Source organism: Microbulbifer sp. CNSA002 (genome assembly GCF_047324085.1).
In the GTDB taxonomy this organism is placed as follows: domain Bacteria; phylum Pseudomonadota; class Gammaproteobacteria; order Pseudomonadales; family Cellvibrionaceae; genus Microbulbifer.
On the sequence record NZ_CP172449.1, the window covers coordinates 2,910,857 to 2,929,136 of the forward strand.

At 49.3% G+C, this 18,280-nt stretch carries 18 protein-coding genes; 1 reads left to right on the top strand and 17 read right to left on the bottom strand.

Annotated features, from left to right (window positions below; translation table 11 throughout):
* Positions 1–109: 109 nt before the first annotated feature.
* The 7 genes from ACG1BZ_RS12950 to ACG1BZ_RS12980 all read right to left on the bottom strand — a co-directional run bounded on the left by ACG1BZ_RS12950 (position 110) and on the right by ACG1BZ_RS12980 (position 9,224).
* Positions 110–772: a HupE/UreJ family protein gene (locus ACG1BZ_RS12950; RefSeq protein WP_413665866.1), complete on the bottom strand. Its 663-nt coding sequence runs from the start codon at positions 770–772 to the stop codon at positions 110–112.
* 95 nt (positions 773–867) lie between these two features.
* Positions 868–4,023, bottom strand: coding sequence for an efflux RND transporter permease subunit (locus tag ACG1BZ_RS12955; protein WP_413662176.1), 3,156 nt, complete (start codon positions 4,021–4,023; stop codon positions 868–870).
* Between the two features lie 9 nt (positions 4,024–4,032).
* Positions 4,033–5,262: an efflux RND transporter periplasmic adaptor subunit gene (locus ACG1BZ_RS12960; RefSeq protein WP_413662177.1), complete on the bottom strand. Its 1,230-nt coding sequence runs from the start codon at positions 5,260–5,262 to the stop codon at positions 4,033–4,035.
* Positions 5,259–6,500, bottom strand: a complete 1,242-nt coding sequence (locus tag ACG1BZ_RS12965) for a TolC family protein (RefSeq protein WP_413662178.1) — start codon at positions 6,498–6,500, stop codon at positions 5,259–5,261. Before ACG1BZ_RS12965 ends, ACG1BZ_RS12960 begins: the two co-directional genes overlap by 4 nt.
* Before the next feature lie 88 nt (positions 6,501–6,588).
* Positions 6,589–7,542, bottom strand: coding sequence for a M56 family metallopeptidase (locus ACG1BZ_RS12970; protein ID WP_413662179.1), 954 nt, complete (start codon positions 7,540–7,542; stop codon positions 6,589–6,591).
* Positions 7,542–7,925, bottom strand: a complete 384-nt coding sequence (locus ACG1BZ_RS12975) for a BlaI/MecI/CopY family transcriptional regulator (protein ID WP_413662180.1) — start codon at positions 7,923–7,925, stop codon at positions 7,542–7,544. Before ACG1BZ_RS12975 ends, ACG1BZ_RS12970 begins: the two co-directional genes overlap by 1 nt.
* A 552-nt stretch (positions 7,926–8,477) precedes the next feature.
* Positions 8,478–9,224, bottom strand: a complete 747-nt coding sequence (locus ACG1BZ_RS12980) for a cysteine hydrolase (RefSeq protein WP_413662181.1) — start codon at positions 9,222–9,224, stop codon at positions 8,478–8,480.
* Between the two features lie 169 nt (positions 9,225–9,393).
* Here ACG1BZ_RS12980 and ACG1BZ_RS12985 point away from each other — a divergent pair, with 169 nt between their 5' ends.
* Positions 9,394–10,299 carry an AraC family transcriptional regulator gene (locus ACG1BZ_RS12985; protein ID WP_413662182.1) on the top strand — a complete coding sequence of 302 codons (906 nt, stop codon included), beginning with the start codon at positions 9,394–9,396 and terminating at the stop codon, positions 10,297–10,299.
* Between the two features lie 69 nt (positions 10,300–10,368).
* Here the strand turns inward: ACG1BZ_RS12985 and ACG1BZ_RS12990 are convergent, their stop codons facing one another.
* The 10 genes from ACG1BZ_RS12990 to ACG1BZ_RS13035 form a co-directional block, all read right to left on the bottom strand.
* A complete protein-coding gene (locus tag ACG1BZ_RS12990) occupies positions 10,369–10,677 on the bottom strand; it encodes a hypothetical protein (RefSeq protein WP_413662183.1) in 309 nt (102 codons plus the stop codon).
* Between the two features lie 32 nt (positions 10,678–10,709).
* Positions 10,710–10,880, bottom strand: a complete 171-nt coding sequence (locus ACG1BZ_RS12995; RefSeq protein ID WP_413662184.1) for a hypothetical protein — start codon at positions 10,878–10,880, stop codon at positions 10,710–10,712.
* Between the two features lie 110 nt (positions 10,881–10,990).
* Positions 10,991–11,914 (bottom strand): cobalamin-binding protein, encoded by a 924-nt coding sequence (locus ACG1BZ_RS13000; RefSeq protein ID WP_413662185.1) that lies wholly within the window; start codon positions 11,912–11,914, stop codon positions 10,991–10,993.
* A gap of 30 nt (positions 11,915–11,944) precedes the next feature.
* On the bottom strand, positions 11,945–12,778 hold the full coding sequence (gene cobS, locus ACG1BZ_RS13005) for an adenosylcobinamide-GDP ribazoletransferase (RefSeq protein WP_413662186.1): 834 nt from the start codon (positions 12,776–12,778) through the stop codon (positions 11,945–11,947).
* Positions 12,762–13,367: a histidine phosphatase family protein gene (locus tag ACG1BZ_RS13010; RefSeq protein ID WP_413662187.1), complete on the bottom strand. Its 606-nt coding sequence runs from the start codon at positions 13,365–13,367 to the stop codon at positions 12,762–12,764. Before ACG1BZ_RS13010 ends, cobS begins: the two co-directional genes overlap by 17 nt.
* On the bottom strand, positions 13,357–14,403 hold the full coding sequence (gene cobT, locus ACG1BZ_RS13015) for a nicotinate-nucleotide--dimethylbenzimidazole phosphoribosyltransferase (protein ID WP_413662188.1): 1,047 nt from the start codon (positions 14,401–14,403) through the stop codon (positions 13,357–13,359). The genes ACG1BZ_RS13010 and cobT overlap by 11 nt, the downstream gene beginning before the upstream one ends.
* A gap of 16 nt (positions 14,404–14,419) precedes the next feature.
* Positions 14,420–14,968, bottom strand: a complete 549-nt coding sequence (cobU, locus tag ACG1BZ_RS13020) for a bifunctional adenosylcobinamide kinase/adenosylcobinamide-phosphate guanylyltransferase (RefSeq protein ID WP_413662189.1) — start codon at positions 14,966–14,968, stop codon at positions 14,420–14,422.
* A complete protein-coding gene (locus ACG1BZ_RS13025) occupies positions 14,961–15,743 on the bottom strand; it encodes a heme ABC transporter ATP-binding protein (protein WP_413662190.1) in 783 nt (260 codons plus the stop codon). Before ACG1BZ_RS13025 ends, cobU begins: the two co-directional genes overlap by 8 nt.
* Positions 15,743–16,765, bottom strand: a complete 1,023-nt coding sequence (locus tag ACG1BZ_RS13030; protein WP_413662191.1) for a FecCD family ABC transporter permease — start codon at positions 16,763–16,765, stop codon at positions 15,743–15,745. The genes ACG1BZ_RS13025 and ACG1BZ_RS13030 overlap by 1 nt, the downstream gene beginning before the upstream one ends.
* Positions 16,762–18,270 carry a cobyric acid synthase gene (locus ACG1BZ_RS13035; protein ID WP_413662192.1) on the bottom strand — a complete coding sequence of 503 codons (1,509 nt, stop codon included), beginning with the start codon at positions 18,268–18,270 and terminating at the stop codon, positions 16,762–16,764. The genes ACG1BZ_RS13030 and ACG1BZ_RS13035 overlap by 4 nt, the downstream gene beginning before the upstream one ends.
* Positions 18,271–18,280: the final 10 nt, after the last annotated feature.

Here is an 18,280-nt window from a genome sequence, read left to right on the forward strand (position 1 = left end):
CATATTTTTACTCTGCACGCCGGAACGGCAGAGCCTTGTCAAGTCTCACCGCCAGAGGCGGTGGTTTACCCATGTATTAATTAACTTTATAAAGTCACTTTCTGGCTATCTAACCTACGAAGTAGCCTGTCATCTGGTAACCCACCAACATCAGTCCACCACTCATTAGCAAGGTATTTGTCATGGTGGAAAAGCGCAGGAAACTGTCAAAGCGACGCCAATAATTGATGGCGAGAAGAATAAACAGCAACGCAACAAACTGACCAATTTCTACTCCGACATTAAAGGCCAGGATATTCTCCACCAACCCATCGCTGGACAGCTTGAATTCCTGTAATTTGGTTGCCAAACCAAAACCGTGGAAGAGCCCAAAAATCAGTACGGCAGCCTTGGTATTAGGCTGGAAGCCAAAAACCCGTTTGAAGCCGCCGAGATTATCGAAGCCTTTATAGACAATGGATAATCCAATAATGGCATCGATCAAATAGGCATTCACATGGGTGTCGTTTAGCACTCCAAATAAAAGGGTCAAGCTATGACCGAGCGTAAAGAAGCTTACGTAGATGAGAACATCTTTTGATCGATATAAAAAGAAAATGACTCCCACCAGGAACAGCAGATGGTCATAGCCAGTCACCATATGCTTGGCGCCAATATATAGAAAGGGAATAATAGATACCCCTTCGTTGCCGGCAAGAAAAGTCTTGGTAGCATCGTCCACTCCATGGGCAAATAGTGGCGCTGATATCACCATACCTGCTATCAGCGCCATCAAACCGAAAACTGTTTTTAAACTATTGTGCAACGTTACTATCTCCCGTTATTAAAGTTCTAAATTCTTGTGAACCAAAGCGTACACAGGCCCAGTTAACTGGCTCCAGCCAGAGCCACTTCAGGGTTATCTTGTAAGCTTTCCGACTTGGCATTCCTGCCATGTAAAATTCTGTAGAGTGCCGGCAACACTAAAAGTGTCAGGATTGTTGATGAGACAATACCGCCAATAACCACCGTAGCCAGTGGGCGCTGTACCTCAGAGCCAATACCAGTATTCAGGGCCATGGGCACAAAACCGAGTGAGGCAACCAGTGCGGTACTAATGACCGGACGTAATCGGATCAGGGCGCCCTCAATAATGGCATTTTCTATGCTGTAACCTTGGTCACGCAGATCGCGAATAAAGGAAACCATCACCAGGCCGTTAAGGATGGCAATCCCGGAAAGTGCGATAAAACCAACGGCTGCGGAAATGGAGAACGGGATATCCCGCAACATTAAAGAGAGCACACCGCCGGTTAATGCGAGGGGTATACCGGTAAAGATAATTGCCGCATCTTTTATGGAGCAAAGCGCCAGCAGGAGAAGCCCCATAATCAACACAAGAGTCAGCGGCACTACAATCGATAAGCGTTCAGTAGCAGACTGTAGCGCTTGATAAGTTCCGCCGTATTCAACCCAGTAACCGGGTGGTATTTCCACTTTCTCGGAAACGGACTGCTGCACATCAGCAACAAAGCTACCCAAATCCCTACCCCGCACATTGGCTGTTACTACTACCCTGCGTTTACCGTTCTCGCGGAAAACCTGATTGATACCGGCGGTGAGCTCCAAGCTGGCAATTTCCTCCAGGGGCACATAGTTGCCATTGGGTCGATGAATCGGCAGTTTCTTTAGCGCATCCAAATCCTGGCGCAATACCTCTGGCAAACGCACAAAAATATCGGTGCGGCGGTCTCCTTCATAAAAGCGGCCAGCAACCGTACCTCCCAGGGCGGTTGCCAGCTGCTCCTGTACCTGACTGATAGCCAGCCCATACTGGGTTAGTGCGGCCTGGTCAGGAACAATGGCGAGAACCGGTAAACCGCTGGTTTGCTCCACCTGTATATCAGCAACGCCTTCTACACTGCCTATAGCCGCTTCAATTTCACTGCCCAAACGCTCTAATTGCTCGAAGTCATCGCCAAAGACTTTGATCGCCAATTCCGCGCGTACCCCCGCTAAAAGCTCGTTAAAGCGCATCTGGATTGGCTGGAGAAATTCATAGCGGTTGCCGGGAATTGGTTCTACCAGCTTTGCCAGCTCTTCTACCAATTGCTCTTTTGGTTTATCCGGATCTGGCCACTGAGACCTGGGTTTCAGGATAATAAAGTTATCGGCAACACTTGGGGGAACGGCATCGGTAGCCACTTCCGCAGTACCAATTTTGGCGAATACACGCTCCACTTCGGGCAACTCTTTAATCCGCTCCTCTAGGGATTTTTGTAGTGCAATCGCTTGTTCCAGGGATGTGCCGGGAATACGCAAGGCGTGCATGGCAATATCGCCTTCATCCAGATTCGGCACAAATTCGCTACCCATTCTGCTCGCCGTATAACCGGAGACCAACACCAGTAACGCAGCAATAGCGACAACCATGCCACGCTGGCGCAGTGCAAACTCCAAGGCCGGGCGATAAAAGCTATTCAACTTCTCAAGTGCAGGGTTTTTCTTTTCGATCACCGGTTTGCGAAATAGCAGCGCTATGCCGGCTGGCACCAAAGTGATGGAAAGAAACATCGCAGATAGCAGCGCAATCACCACGGTAATTGCCATCGGATGGAACATCTTGCCCTCCACTCCGGTCAGGGCAAAAATGGGTAAATACACTGCTGTGATAATGAACACACCAAACATGGCCGGGCGAATCACTTCCCGCGTCGATTGGAATACCAGTGTAAGCCGTTCTTTTAGATCTAACTGGCCACGCTCGCGGGCGGATTCGCTGAGGCGTCGCAGACAGTTCTCGACAATAATGATGCCCCCATCCACCAACAAGCCAAAGTCCAGCGCCCCCAGACTCATCAAGTTTGCACTTACGCGGGCCTGCACCATGCCGGTGATGGTCATTAACATGGCCACCGGAATGACCAGCGCGGTTAGGATTGCTGCGCGAACATTCCCCAGCAGCAGGAAAAGAACCGCGATAACCAGCAGCGCACCTTCCATAAGATTGGTTTGGACCGTGCGCAATGTCTGGTCAACCAGACCGGTACGATCATAAACTGCAGTCAATGTGATACCAGGTGGTAGACTCTGTTTGATATCCTCTAACTTTTCACCAACTGCACCTGCAACGGTGCGACTATTTTCGCCAACCAGCATGAAAACGGTGCTCATCACCACTTCCCTGCCGTTCTGAGTAGCCGCACCGGTGCGCATTTCACGCCCCTCTTCAATCTTGGCCAAGTCACCAAGGCGAACAGCAACGCCTCTCACTTCCGCTACCAGGAAATCCTTCAGTGTCTCTAACGAGCTTGCCTGCCCCGGAACCCGCAACAACCACTGGGCGCCACTGTGTTCAATAAAGCCTACACCGCGGTTACGATTGTTCTCCTCGATCGAGCGAATCAGGTCTTCTTGGGTCAGGCCAAATGCCAGCAGTTTCTCTGGCTCTATAGCAATCAGAATTTCTCTCTTGAATCCGCCAATCGGATTGACTTCCACCACACCTGGTACACGCAATAACTGCGGGCGCACAATCCAGTCATGCACCGAACGCAAGTCCTTAGGTGTTACTGCACTGCCATCAGCATTGGTGGCTCCGGGTTCGGAGTCCACTGTGAACATAAAGATTTCGCCAAGACCTGTGGCGATGGGTCCAAGCTCTGGCTCCAAACCAGCAGGCAGTGCACCACGTACACTAGTGAGCCGTTCATTCACTAACTGGCGGGCAAAATAAATATCGGTGCCATCTTCAAAAATCACCGTAACCTGCGACAATCCATACCGCGAAACGGAGCGTGTATAAGCAAGGCTTGGTAAACCAGCCATTGCATTTTCCACTGGGTATGTAACCCGTTGCTCAACTTCTTTAGGGGTATACCCCGGTACCTCCGTATTAATAACCACCTGGATATTGGTGATATCCGGTACCGCATCAATGGGCAGCCGGGTGAAATTCCAAATGCCCAAACCGCACAGTAGTAGCACAAGGGCAATAACCAGCCCGCGATTTTGAATTGAGGTTCTTATCAAGTACTCAAGCATGTCGAACCCTCAGTGATCGTGGGATGCACCGGACTTTTCAATGTCCGCTTTAATGATGTAGCTGTTACCGGTGACATATTCGATTCCCGGTCGAATCCCCCCCAGCACTTCAACCCAATCGCCTGCTTCTCGCCCCAGCTCCAACATGCGTACTTCATATTGATCGCCCACCTTGGCATAAACGACAGTAAAATCACGGAACGCTTGTAAACCGGAACGCTTGACAGCGAGAGGCACCTCATATTCAGCAACTTGGATATCGCCACTTACAAAAGAACCTGGTGCGAGGCCTGAGGGAATATCTTGCAGTGACACTCGAACGGCAGTGGCCTGGTTGGGCTTCATCAAAGTATCAATTTGTTTCACTACCCCGAGCAGAGGAGTTTCCAGGGACTTGATATTTACGGAAACGGGCGCGCCCTGGTGAATCTGGGGGCGTGTCGAGGGAAAAACATCCAGCTCTGCCAACAAGGCAGTATCATCGGCAACCGTTAATAAAGCTCTACCTGCGGTCTGTTCACCAGGGTTTACATTGCGCTGAATTACCACACCGGTAATGGGGGATTTAATACTGTAAGTTTTCAGGTTTTGATTGCTGTTAATTGCAATCAGGGGTTGCCCTTTTTTAACGCGCTCCCCCAATCCCACCTGCACAGTTTCTACAAATCCATCGAAACGCGCACGGATTTCACGTACCTGTTCTGGATCTACAATAAGTCTGCCATAAGCGCGGTTGGTCTCACTCATCCTGGCGGGGCCGACGGTTTCCGTATCAATTTCCATGGATTCAGCAATACCGGATTCGATACGGGTTCGCCCCTCAAAATTATCGTATTGCCAACGGTATTCGTGCCCCTGGTACTTGGCTGTTAGAGTCACAACAAATGAGTGGGGCTCATAGATCACCATATCGCCACGCAGATAATTCCCCTCAGGCCTGAACTCGATGTGATCCTCTCCATCTCCAAGCCTTGTAAGAACCACTTTAAGATCAACCTGCCGAGGATTAACCAGCTCTCCATCGTTACTCACCCAAACCCGAAACTCCGGAGGAACACCAGTTTCATAAATACTTAGCTCAACGGCAAAATCACCTTCTCTCAACATGCGCCCACGATTGGGCCCTTTTTCCGGTTCTGCCTCTGCGACAGCTCCGGCCGCATACACACTGCCGCTGCCACTTAGGAACAAGGAAAGTAAAGCACCGAATATCAGGCTGGAAAAAACTGCGGATCTCATATCTCGCTCTCGCTCTCGCTTATCTGTGCCAATGACAGGCCGGTAAGTTTTTCAATTTCAATCAGGCTAAGGTGTGCGTTGTACTGTGCCTGGAGCAGTGAAAGCTGCGCATCGCTAAGCCCCTGTTGGGCTAGAGCCAACTCCGAGTAGTTATAGCGGCCACGTCGATAGGCTTTTTGCGTAGCGATGAGCGCTTTATCCAAACTGGGAATCATCTTTTCATTCAAGGCGGTAGCTACGTGCCGGTGATGCTGTAGCCTTTGGGTCATCACAAAGAGCTGTGTATCCAACTCAATCTCTTTCGCATTTCTTTCTGTTCGGAAACGATTTTGTTCCGCCCTCAAAGCAGATACCTTGCCGCGATTACGGTCACCCTTACCTAGTGGGATTGCGAACCCTGCCACCAACCCATAATCTCCGCTCGCTTCGTTGCGACGAATTCCTGTATCAATCCTCCACTGAATGCCCGCTTCTGCACGTGCCAAATCAATTTCCGCCTGCGCCACGCGCTCGCGGCTCATGAATATTTCCAAATTTGGGTTGCTCGCCACCAAGCTTCGCAATCTAGATAAATCAACTTCTGGAAGGACACTGGAAAGAGAACCAGCCACCGCACGAAAACTGGGCTCTCTGGAGCCCCACTGGGCAGCTAATTGATATCTGGCAATATCCAACTCGTGCTCGACATCTTCCACAGCTAAGAGCCGACGCTGTAAGTCGACTTCCGCCCGAAAAGAATCGGCTTCATTCGTTCTGCCAACACTAACCTGACGATTAATTTCAGCGGATATCCTGCGAGCCAGGTCGACTGCTCTTTTAGCAATTTCCAGGCGTTCCTGCTGAGCCAGGACCTGGAAAAAGTAACGCGCAGTATTAGCGGCAACTTCTAACTCAAGAACCTGCTTTTGGGCCTCAATCACGGAAGTCTTACTGCGTGTAGCCAATACACGTTTTTCTGCGAGATCACCCTGTAATAACCAACTGATACCTACTGTTACCTGGGAACTGCCGCTGCCATCACCGCTCTTATCCTCTCCCACCCCCTCAGCGGCAACACTAAGCTCCGGTCGTGGTCCTAGCTTGGCGTGCTCGGATAGAGCATCCACAGCTTCAAACTGATATCGGTAGCCCGCCAGTTCAGGATGATTTTGCAAGCTTTTAAGAATTGCCTGCTCATAAGTAAGTCCCGATAACTCCTCGCCCTGTTCTGCCCTAAGGGACCCACTTAATGCGGCCAAAAAGAACACAGCTCCGGCCACAAAAAACCGATCTATAATCGGTTTTTTAGTTATGACTAAACGCAAACAATTAAACACTTCGGCTTCCTTAGTGGGAGAAAAGGGTTTCGACGGTGTGGTGGAGCGCATCCACCGAAACAAGGCAAGTGCCTGTAAGAGCCACAAACATTCCAGCTAATAACAAGGGGGGTAAGCTGCGCCCCTTATCATCAGACAGCAGGTAACGAATACGAGCATCCAATTGGTCAAGAGCGAAATAACAGACCATTGCTGAACTTCTCTCTTTGGGATGCAACCCATTGGAGATACGGGTTACTTTAAGTAGGGTTTGGGCGATAAAAGTCTCACTCCACCCCTGCCTATGGGCATAAGCATCTGCACGCTGCTCCATACACAGCGCCATCTGCCGATTCAGGTAATTCCCCAAACGCGTAGGGAAAAAGCTGGCAAACAAGGCGAATATTAATTTCTTCAGAGGATCAAATTTTTGCGCATGTGCTTCCTCATGCAGGCGCACCACCTCAAACTCTTCCGCTGTTAACTGGTCTCGCAGACCGCTGGTATAAAACCCTTGTGGACGGAGCAGACCACTGGTGAAAGCCTGGGGCCCCTTTGCCTGGATAATACTCTGGTCAGACTTATCCCTTTCGCAAAGTTGCATTAACAAACGGAGCTGCGCCAAATGGCGATGAGCTCGTTTAAAACTTTGAAACGCCAAAAAACCGCTAAAGAAAAGAAACGCAATAGTAAAAACACCGTGCCAACTGTAGAGGTTAAAAGCATTGATATGGTGCCAGTGCGCCAGTGGTGCAACGCCTCCCAAAAGGCTGGGGAAAGCCAGGATTACAGCGGCGGTGGAAGCCGCGAACCACGGCAGCAATACCGCGCTCCACAGCAGTAAACGCCGGCTACAGGCAGACAAGCTAAGTGAATACCGGGAAACGGAAAGGCTGGCAGCTGACACCAGTAAAATACCAACAAACAGACCAAGCGCTGCAATAGTCAGCAGGTTTAGCCAGAGTGCAACCTGCCCCAAAATCATTAGCGTTCACCCTGCTGGCGCTTAATCTTCTGGCTTTCGATCAACTGCTCCAGCTGCTCCAATTGGCTTTCGCTCAACTCCGATGAGATGGAGGTAAATGCGGCAACCAACCCGTTCTCATCATCAACGAACTCACGAGTAACGTCTTGAATCAGCTGTCCGACAAACTCGTAGCGCTCCACTGCCGGGCTGTATTGGAATGCATGCCCCTGCTTCTCCCGAGACAGCAAACCTTTCTTGTAAAGGCGATCCAGCGTGCTCTGGATGGTGTTAAGAGAACCTCCACGGGCCCTACTCAAGTCCGAGTGGACCTGTTTGGCATCCGCAGATTTTCTATCCCATAGGTATTGGAGCACCTGTTTCTCAAGATCGCCAAGTCGCATAGACCATTATTCCAGAGGTTAAAACTGTTCTTTGAATGATGGTAGAGCGACAAAAACCGATCGTCAATAGGTTTTTATGTCAGACTTCTCCAAGCTTAGAAACTCAAAGTGAAATTGTTAAGAGAATAGTGAGGCCAAGATACCCTGCAAACTTAACCTTCTGAAACACTGCCCACAGTTATTTAGAACCTTTGTCACCGTATACCTGACATTCCTATGTGTAATCAGGTCCAAACCAGTATTTTTTTACGCCTTTTCGCAGCACCCACAAGGATGTCAAAAAACGACATCACCTGAAATTGATCATCAAAGTAGAGAAAGGCACCTACAACTGGGCTTTTTTCAAGTGTCATATTTCAGCCGATAGCAAACAAGCTGCTTATTCAAATCGACTGCACTACACATGAATTCGGAGAATGTTTTATACCTCAGACCTAAATCCAGGTAGCCAAAGAGCCTATCCATTAAATGTCTGCAAACATCCTTTGTAGGCATAACCACTCACTATAAACCAGATTTACATTGAATTTGATTATGCCTACGTTTGCTTACTTAGAATTCCTTTTTAATCAATTTAACCGCTTCTTTTGTGGTAAGTATATCATTAGCCATATACTTGAAGTTAATCATTGCTGCTTCGTAGCCATTGCCCTCAGGCAAATTTGCACCAGCTGTTGCATCGGTTACAACAGCCACTTCAAATCCCTGTTCTAATAATTCGCGCATATGAGATTCTGTGCATAGATTTGCAGACATCCCTGCAAGAATTACTTTATCAATCCCCTGTTTTCTCAGTTGGAGTACTAAATCATTTGTCTCAGGGCCATAAATTTTATGCGGGCCGGTCACAACAGTCTTACCATTATTTATATATGGCTTATATTGCTCCAACCAATCAGCTCCAGAGTTTTCAAACCCGTTTAAGCTTAGAGGGTCTTCTCGGTTGAACATACCAAGTTTGTGCATTACCACTTCGAGGTTCCCCTCAAACTTCCACTTATGATCATGAGGGTAGTAATAGTGTGGGGAAATAAATAAAGGCACATCCTTTTTCCCTGCAACTTTCATTAACCGTTCGAGGTTCTGAACTGTATTATTTTTTTCTACACTTTCCCCCACTACACCCCAGGTTACACCATTAGGGCTTAAGAAATCATTCTGCGGGTCGGTTATTACGATTGCCGTCCGTTCTGGATCAATCTTCATACCAGGCTCGACTTGATCGGCAAAGCTATTTAATGAGAAAGAGATAAGCCCTAGTGCCACAACTGGCGCTACTAGATTATTTAAAAAGTTCATCAGCTATTTTCCTATCCAAAGCTCTTAAGTTATGTAGGGCAAGTAAGCAGGATATTGCTAGCACTCAACCTGGAACGTATAATATCCTCACAATCTGTACGATAAATGCTTTAAAATATGTATTTTATGTCAGATCGTATGACTGTATGGTTTTTAGGTGTTTGCCGTTATGGACGTGTTAAGTGATTTGCTCAGGGTTTTCCACTTAAAAGCACATGTTTTTTTACACAGCCAGTTTTATGGCGCCTGGCGGGTAGACACCTCCGGAGAGCAAAAGGCCACCTTTCATCTTGTTACTCGTGGTGTTTGCTGGTTACATTTACCCTCTAAGGATGTGCCAATACCATTAAGGGCCGGTGACTTGGTGGTATTTCCTCATGATGCTGTTCATACAATAACCCATAGTCAGGACACACCAGATCTTCAACTGGAACTTAACCAGCCTAACGAAGAGGGACAGGCTTCAGGCAGGGCTGCTACAAGTTTGATATGTGGTTATTTTGAGCTCGATCACTTTAGCTGGAATCCTCTGCATGAAGATTTACCTGAGGTTTTAATCGTTCAGAATGATTTGGCTGAAGGTGCTGCATTAATTGAAACGGTGACTCGCTTTATAACATTTGAGATAGAAAACAATTTGCCTGGCGAGAAAATTGCTATTGATCGCTTGTCCGAAATATTATTTATTTATATTGTGCGCGCTCATATGAAGAGCTCACAATTTACCGATGGATACATTAAAGCACTCGCGGACCCTAAGCTGGGAAAAGTTTTACAGTCTATCCATTCTGATCCAGGGTACTCGTGGACAGTTGATAAATTATCCAAACTTGCTGCTATGTCTCGATCATCATTCTCTGAAAAATTCCTGCTATTAGTGAAAAAAACACCGATGCAGTATGTTACCAATTGGAGAATGCAGCGTGCTCACCAAGAGTTTTATGAAAAGAAAAACTCAACTGCTCAAGTAGCCCATCAGTTTGGCTATCAATCCGAGGCCAGTTTTAGTAAAGCATTTAAAAAACACTTTGGCTATGGCCCTGGAGCAGCAAGAAGGAAAGGCATCGAATCTTGACATTTCCAGTTATTTTATAATAACTCAGTAGCTTCTACAGCCTAACAGGCTCCATAAAAGAGAACTAAGCTAGGTTTTACGTGATTTCCTCTCTTCTTTGGCTCTAGCTCGCTCAGCCTCAAGAATCACCTGCTCTACAGAATACTTTACTGCGCAGATCATCATGGCCATAGCACCAACAAATGTCGTAAGCGAAAGTGAAGCATTGAGTTCAACGAGAACCAAAGATATTGCACTCACAGCCAGCAACTTTAGATTTTCTATATGGAGCTTCAAGAAGCGACGATCAATCAAGCCTGAATGACAAATAAGAAAAAACCCTATTGCAGCACACGAAGTAGTTACTGAAGTGTCAGATGAATCACCTCCAACTTTCAAGGAGTGATAGAATCCATAATAGACAAAAAGCGCTAAAAAAGGCTGGCAAAGGCTACCTTTCCAGCAGCTATATCTTTAGAGATATGACGCCAAAAAATTGACCAACAATTTTGTCTATCCTTCTCAAAATTAGTTAATTTAACCACCCCAAAAGGAATAGCTAGCAATCCACCAATGATCACTAAGAAAACTATAACCCCCAATACTGTTTCCAGTATATACCTCCTTCCTTAAGCTGAATTTCATCACAGCCTTATATATGAATTACTTTAATATACCCGGGAATATTTTATTTTCCCTACGTCATTGAGAATTACAGACCATTTTTAGCTGTTGCACCTGCATCAACCTTCATTCGCGCATTGTTCAGATGATCACAAACCATCTCCATACCATCCAGCACCCGAAAAGTATGTCGCTGAATGATATCCGGTGGTACATGAAACAGGTTTCCCTCTTTAACTGCATTAATTCTTGGGTATGCTTCCCAGGCATCCAACCAATCTGGCCGCCCTTCTCCCATGCCGCTGGCGATTATTACTCTCGGGTCTCTATCGAGTACAGACTCAATACTAATCTTCGGTGCTAATACCAATGCATCGGCAAATATATTACGGCCGCCACAGGTTTCAATAACATCGCTAATCAGGTGGTCGCCATTAAGTGTTTGCAGTGGCTCATTCCAAACTTGATAAAAAACACTGACCGAATCCAGATCCTTATGGCTAAGCTGTATTTGATTCAGTCGCTCAAGCCACTCTCCGGCAGATTTATCTGCATAGTCACTTGTGCCTGCAAGTGTACCGAAGCGCTTTACATTCACAGCGATATCTTCAAGAGTGTGAGATTCAGATACGAAAACTGTAAAACCGAGATCCTCCAGTTTATTAATCATCTGATCGCCATTTCCCGACCCCCAGGCAACAATCAAATCGGGATTTAGCAATAGTAAACTTTCATAGTTTACCGCTTTATAGTTACCTATCTCCGGTAATTGCTTGGCTTGCTCGGGGTAGTCACTGTAGCTTACTGCAGCAATTAGCTTATCCCCTGCCCCGGCACTGTAAAAGTTCTCCACGATATTTGGCGCTAGCGCAACAATACGCTCTGCTGATGCAGGCAGTTCAACCCATTGGCCACGGGCATCTTTTACCCGCACGGAATCATCCGCCCAAGTATTACTCACCAATAACAGGTTCAAGGTTAAAACAACACGGACAATACTGCTTCGAGACATCTCTTTAACTCGACTATAACTAAGGAGCTTCTAAACAGCTCCGTAACTCACATTGGCAACCACTGCCACCCATAAAATCAATATCGACAACTCACTTATCTCGACCAAACCGCCCAAACAATCGCCGGTATAACCACCAATAGCCTTATCCCACAGGCGACGCCAGAATAAAACCAGGGCAATCAAACTACAGACGATGCCTATGGCAATGGGTATTGGCGCCGCTAAACATCCAATAGCAACTACGATTGCAACTACCGGCAATAGGTCCCATCGGCGTTCGGAGCCAGAGGGCGGTACATGGCCTTCAACACGTGCGTATTGTGAAATTCCCATTAAAGCCAGGGCCGCAGCCCTGGCTAGCATAGGTGAGAGCACTAACGGCAGATAGACCCAAGCATCTTTTGTTACCGGGTTTATTAGCTCTAGCAGGGCTGCAATTGCAGCGAACTTGATCAGTAGGAAAACAACAACAGCCGCTACTGCAATAGAGCCGCAGTGGGGATCGTGCATTACTCTCAAAATATGCTGACGTTGCTCTTCAGGATCCGCGCATTTATGTCCAGCAAAGTAGGCATCAGTACAGTCAGCAAGACCGTCGAGGTGTAGTGCACCTGTCAGGACCACCCAGAAACCCAATAGTATTGCGGCTTGCAACTGAGTACCTAAAGGAGCCAGAAGGTAGGCGGCCCCGGATAACAGTACACCAATCACCACTCCAACCAGGGGGTAAAAATATATCGACCGTTTCACCGTTTCCTTGTCCACCTCCCGCAGCAAGCCCGCCACCGGCAGCCGGGTAAGAAATACCAGCGCATACAGAAATGCTTGGGATAGGTTGTACAACTTACGGGCAATAAACATAAGCTGATTGCTCTGGGTAGGAAACGGTAAAGGACTTATTGTCCGAATCGTATCTCAGCGATGCGGCAAACCCGTAAATAACTTGCAGTGAAATCATTTTCACTGGAAGCCAGTTATTCGCATACGCGAGCAACAACTTGATAACGCCACCGTGAGTAATGAGCAGCAGGGACTCTCCCGAATATTGCTGGGCTAGATTATCAATAGCTTGAAGAACTCTGGATCGAAATACAGGAAAGGGCTCACCTCCCGGCGGTGCGTGCTTTTCTGGGTCACGCCCCCAGGCTTCACACTGTGCTCGTTGCTCAGTCCAGATTTTATCGACTGACTGCCCCTCCCAGTCCCCGAAACCAATTTCCCGGATATCAGGAACTTCAGTTATCGGCAGTTTTTTCTCTCGGGCAAGCTGAGCAGCAAAGCGTTGGCAGCGTTGTAAGGGTGAAGTAACAATTCGGTCCCAGGAGCCATCGAGTTCGGCAAGCCCTCGCAACATCTGCTCCCTACCCTCACTGGTTAGGGGCACATCGATCTGGCCACGAAAAATATTTCCACCTTCGCAGGCACCGTGTCGTAAAAGATCAATCCGCAACTGGCACTCCTGCCTCACTGAACGTGAACATTTTGTTATGCAGGTTCAGCGCTTGCTTGATAATACTTATGGCCAACACTGCACCTGTGCCTTCGCCAAGGCGCATATTGAAGCTCAGCAATGGCTTCACCCCCAGGCACTCGAGGGCTAGTTTGTGACCAGGCTCGTCAGAGAGATGGGCGTAGAGCAACCAGGGTTTCACTGACGGATTAATAGCACCGGCAATAGCTGCCGCAGCAGTCGCCATAAAACCATCAACCAATACAGGGACACCTCGCTGGGCACTGGCGACAAACGCTCCTGTTAAGGCTGCAATCTCAAAGCCACCAAAAGTTTGCAAAATAACAAGTGGCGAGCCCAGCGCTGCCCGATGCTGCTCCAAGGCAAATTCGATCAGTTCCACCTTGCGGGCGAGCACTGCATCGTCGATACCTGTTCCTCGCCCTGTAATGTTGCCAACCTCTAGCTCAAAAAGGGCAGCAAACATGGCAGCGGCGGAAGTGGTATTGCCAATACCCATATCACCGCCAATAAAACAATCTGCATCGGTAGACTGGCGGCGACCGGCATCAAGAGCAAGAGCCAGCTGCGCTTGGGTCATAGCTGGGTTACCTTGGGAGAAATCCGCAGTAGAGGGAGCTATAACTTCATCAATCAGGTCGGGGTGTTCAGCGGGGACCACACAACCCAGGTTAATTGCGGCAAAGTCAGCATTCTGCTCGCGGCTCAACACATTAATAGCCGCCCCGCCCTCGCAAAATAGTTTTAGCATTACAGAAGTGACTGCCTGAGGAAATCGGGAAGTTCCCTGGGCTGCAATACCGTGATCAGCACCGAATACCCGCACCGACAAATTATTCAGTAGGGGTTGCTCCCTCCCCTGGAATCCGGCGAAATCCACGGCAATGCTCTCGAGCCGACCGAGCGCGCCTTGCGGCTTAATCAATTGCTTCTGGCGGGCAATCGCGGCATTGCGCGCACTCTGGCCCGGGGTTGGTGCAGGCTTATCGAGCCAACTGAGTTCATCAGTCATCATTATCAATCTCAGGTGATTACTTTACTGTGAGCGGCAAACCTGCAATTGCCAAGGTGACGCTATCAGCTCGCTCGGCTAATGCCTGATGAAGCCAACCTGCCGCATCCACAAATTCCCGCGATAACTGCCCAAGAGGCACAATACCCGAACCGACTTCATTACTGACAAAAATCCAAGGTGGGGTATTACCGTTAGCGAGAGTACGCCTCTGATCAATACATTGCAGAAGCGCCTCTTGTTCACGCTCCCAAACGCCCTGATGAAGACAGTTGCTCAACCACAAAGTGAGGCAGTCCACCAGTACACAGTGGGACTCAGCAGCTGTAACCAGAGCCTCTGCCAATGCAATAGGCTCTTCCAGGGTCTGCCAGCGATGATCCCGGTCTTCCCGATGTCGAGCAATACGGGTAGACATTTCTTGATCGCCCGCCGTAGCCGTTGCCAGGTAGATAAGTCCACCATCTCTACTGCTATTTAGCCACTGTTCCGCGCGCTGTTGTGCGAGCCGGCTTTTTCCGCTGCGGGCGCCCCCTAGTACCAGATGTACACCACTGGTGCTAGGCATCGGCAATCACCAGGGATTTACCAGTTACGGGGTGTGGCATCACCGTGACACTGTAGCCGTAAAGCTGCTGCATATTCTCCCCAGTCAATACATCCTCCGGATTTCCGTAGGCCATACTGTGCCCCTGCTTTAAGGCGAGGATTCTGTCGCTATAGCCGCTGGCATGGGCCAGATCATGGACCGTCATTACCACAGCTACGCCACTTCGCGCGAAGTCTCTTACCGCTCTCATCATTCCATATTGGTGTGCAATATCCAGGCTGGCAGCGGGCTCATCTAATAAGAGGAGCCGCTCTCCCCCATCCTCTGCCCGCCAGACCTGGGCCATCACCCGAGCCAGTTGCAAGCGCTGCTGCTCGCCGCCGGATAATGTTGGGTACAGGCGCTCAGACAAATGGCTAACATCCAGCGCAGCCATGGCTTCCAGGCAGATTTCTCGGTCCCGGTCAGTGCCGGTGGAATGCGGAGTTCGACTGAGGGCGACCAATTCCAGCCCGGTAAAGGCAAATGACAGTGGGTTATTTTGCGGCAGGACGGCAACTTGCCTGGCTCGATTGCGGGCGGACAACTTTGAAAAAGAGCTGCCTTTAAAGTGAACCTGCCCGGAATCCATCCTGACTTCACCGCAAAGGGCACGCAGCAAGGTCGACTTACCGGCGCCATTGGGGCCAATCACACAAACCAGCTCGCCGACATCCACCTCCAGGTTGATATCTTGCAACAGCGGCCGATTACCGACACTAACCGCAACTCCCTCCACCTGTAGCAGAGCCATTAAATTGCCCCCCTGCTTTTACGCAACAAGGAAACAAAGAAAGGCACTCCAATTAGTGCGGTGATCAGCCCTACCGGGATCTCCACCGGGGCAATAATGGTTCGTGCCAGGGTATCGGAAACTAGCAATAAACTGGCTCCAGCCAGGGCAGAAAGCGGCAGCAGCTGCCGGTGATCAGGCCCTACCCACAAACGCACTATATGAGGCACTACCAGCCCCACAAAAGCAATACTGCCGGCTACAGCAACCGAAGTGCCCACTCCAGCCGCAACAAGCACTATCAAACGGGTTTTTACCCGCTCCACATCAATACCGAGATGGCGCGCCTGGGATTCTCCCAATAAAAGAACATTTAGTGAGGTGCCGAAACGGGACATACTGGCAAGCAAAGCGCCCAGCACGGCCAAAACCAGAAAAGCGCGAGGATAGCTCGCTGCATCCAGCCCTCCCATAAGCCACAGGCTCATACGGCGCAGGGTGTCATTATCAGCAAAGTACTCCATTAGCCCGATCAGGCTTGCGGAAAAAGCGGTAACGGCAATCCCCATTAGCAACATGGTCGCCACGGAAGTGCCATTAATACTTTTCGCCACTTTGTAGACCAGTGTCACCGCTAAAAGGCCGCTGAAAAAAGCAGCTATGGATACAACGGGCAAACTCCCAAACGCAGCGGCAACCTCCGCTCCTAACAGGATGGCCAAACAAGCACCGAGAGAAGCCCCTGCGGTAACACCAATCAGGGATGGGTCAGCTAGAGGGTTTCGAAATAAGCCTTGCAACATTGCCCCGCAGATGGCGAGCACAGCACCCACTCCAGCGGCCAACAGCGCCCTTGGCAATCGTATTACCTGAACAATATCCCCAGCGAGTCCACCGTCGCCCTGGCCACTGATCGCGGCAAATAGTTGTGAGGGTGAGAGATACACTGCTCCTATGGCAACGGCAGCAGAAAAACTAAGGGCAAGTACTGCGGGCAGTAACCACCAGGCAATATTTAATGCTTTTATACGGGCAACAGTCACTGGGTATCCTCTTGCAACGCTGCCGTCTCCCTGGCTCCCTCAAATTGCTCGAGCCAGTTTCCCTGGATATTCTCGGCAATAGTCTCAGCCAGCCTGTCCAATTGTTGCTGCCGCTGTTCACCCACATCCAGCGGCGTAGAGTCTTTCAACCCACCCCAGGCAAAAAGTGCGCTCAGCGCTTCGGGTGAATCGAACAGCCCATGCACGTAGGTCGCGAATATCTGTCCATCAGCACTTATTGCACCATCAGGCCTGGGATTTCTGCCTTTATCACAGATATATACCGCTGGAGTTTGCAGAGCTACACCGTCTGTTATACCACAGTGGATTTCATAGCCCTGAACAGGAGTAGCTTCTTTTACTTCATTTTCCAAAGCTAAAAAGCCGGTAATATTTTTCAGTGCTTTGACTGGCTGCAAGCGAGTTGTGAAATCCAGATAACCCAAGCCCGGTTCGTTACCCGGAGTATCCTCTACCCCATCCGGATCCTGTACCTCGCTCCCCAGCATTTGCAAACCACCGCAAATACCCACGAGTTTGCCGCCATAGCGCAGATGCCGATCCAACTGTGCAGGCCAATCGTTTTCTTTTAAGTAGGCCAAGTCTGCCCGTACATTTTTACTGCCAGGAAGAATAATCCAGTCGCACTGAGGGACTGGTTCGCGGACACTGACAAATTGCAGATCGATATCCGGATGCAACCTCAGCGCATTAAAATCTGTATGATTGCTTATGCGCGGCAATACCGGCACTACCACTTTCAATCGAGCATCAGCACCGCTCTGTTTGGTACTAATGGCATCCTCCGCGTCAAGGTAGAGGTCATGGAGATAAGGTAAGACTCCGAGAACTGGCTTGCCGGTATACTCCTCTAACCAGTCGAGCCCCGGCTGAAGTAATTGCAGATCGCCACGAAAGCGGTTGATCACAAAACCGACCACACGCTCTCGCTCTGAGGAAGACAGCAATTCGAGGGTGCCTACCAAGTGGGCGAACACACCTCCGCGATCGATATCGGCAATCAGTATAACCGGGCAATCAACCGCCTCGGCAAAGCCCATATTGGCAATATCGTTTTCCCGCAGGTTAATTTCTGCCGGGCTACCTGCCCCTTCAACTAACACCAGCTCATATTGATCATCGAGCCGTGCGAAGGAGTCCAGCACTGCATTTTGCGCGGTAGCCTTGTAGTGGTGGTAATCCAGCGCCTGCATATTCCCCAGCACTTTACCCTGGATAATAACCTGAGCCCCAGTATCTGAAGCGGGCTTAAGTAACACCGGGTTCATATCGCTGTGAGGGTCGATTCCACAAGCCTGGGCCTGCAGCGCTTGTGCCCGCCCTATCTCACCACCATCCGCCGTAACGGCACTATTGAGTGCCATATTTTGCGGTTTAAAAGGTGCGACACTGACTCCGCGCTGGGAAAAGTAACGAGCGAGCCCGGCCACCAAAGTACTCTTGCCGGCATCGGAAGTCGTGCCCTGAACCATCAACACGGACATAGTGAAAACA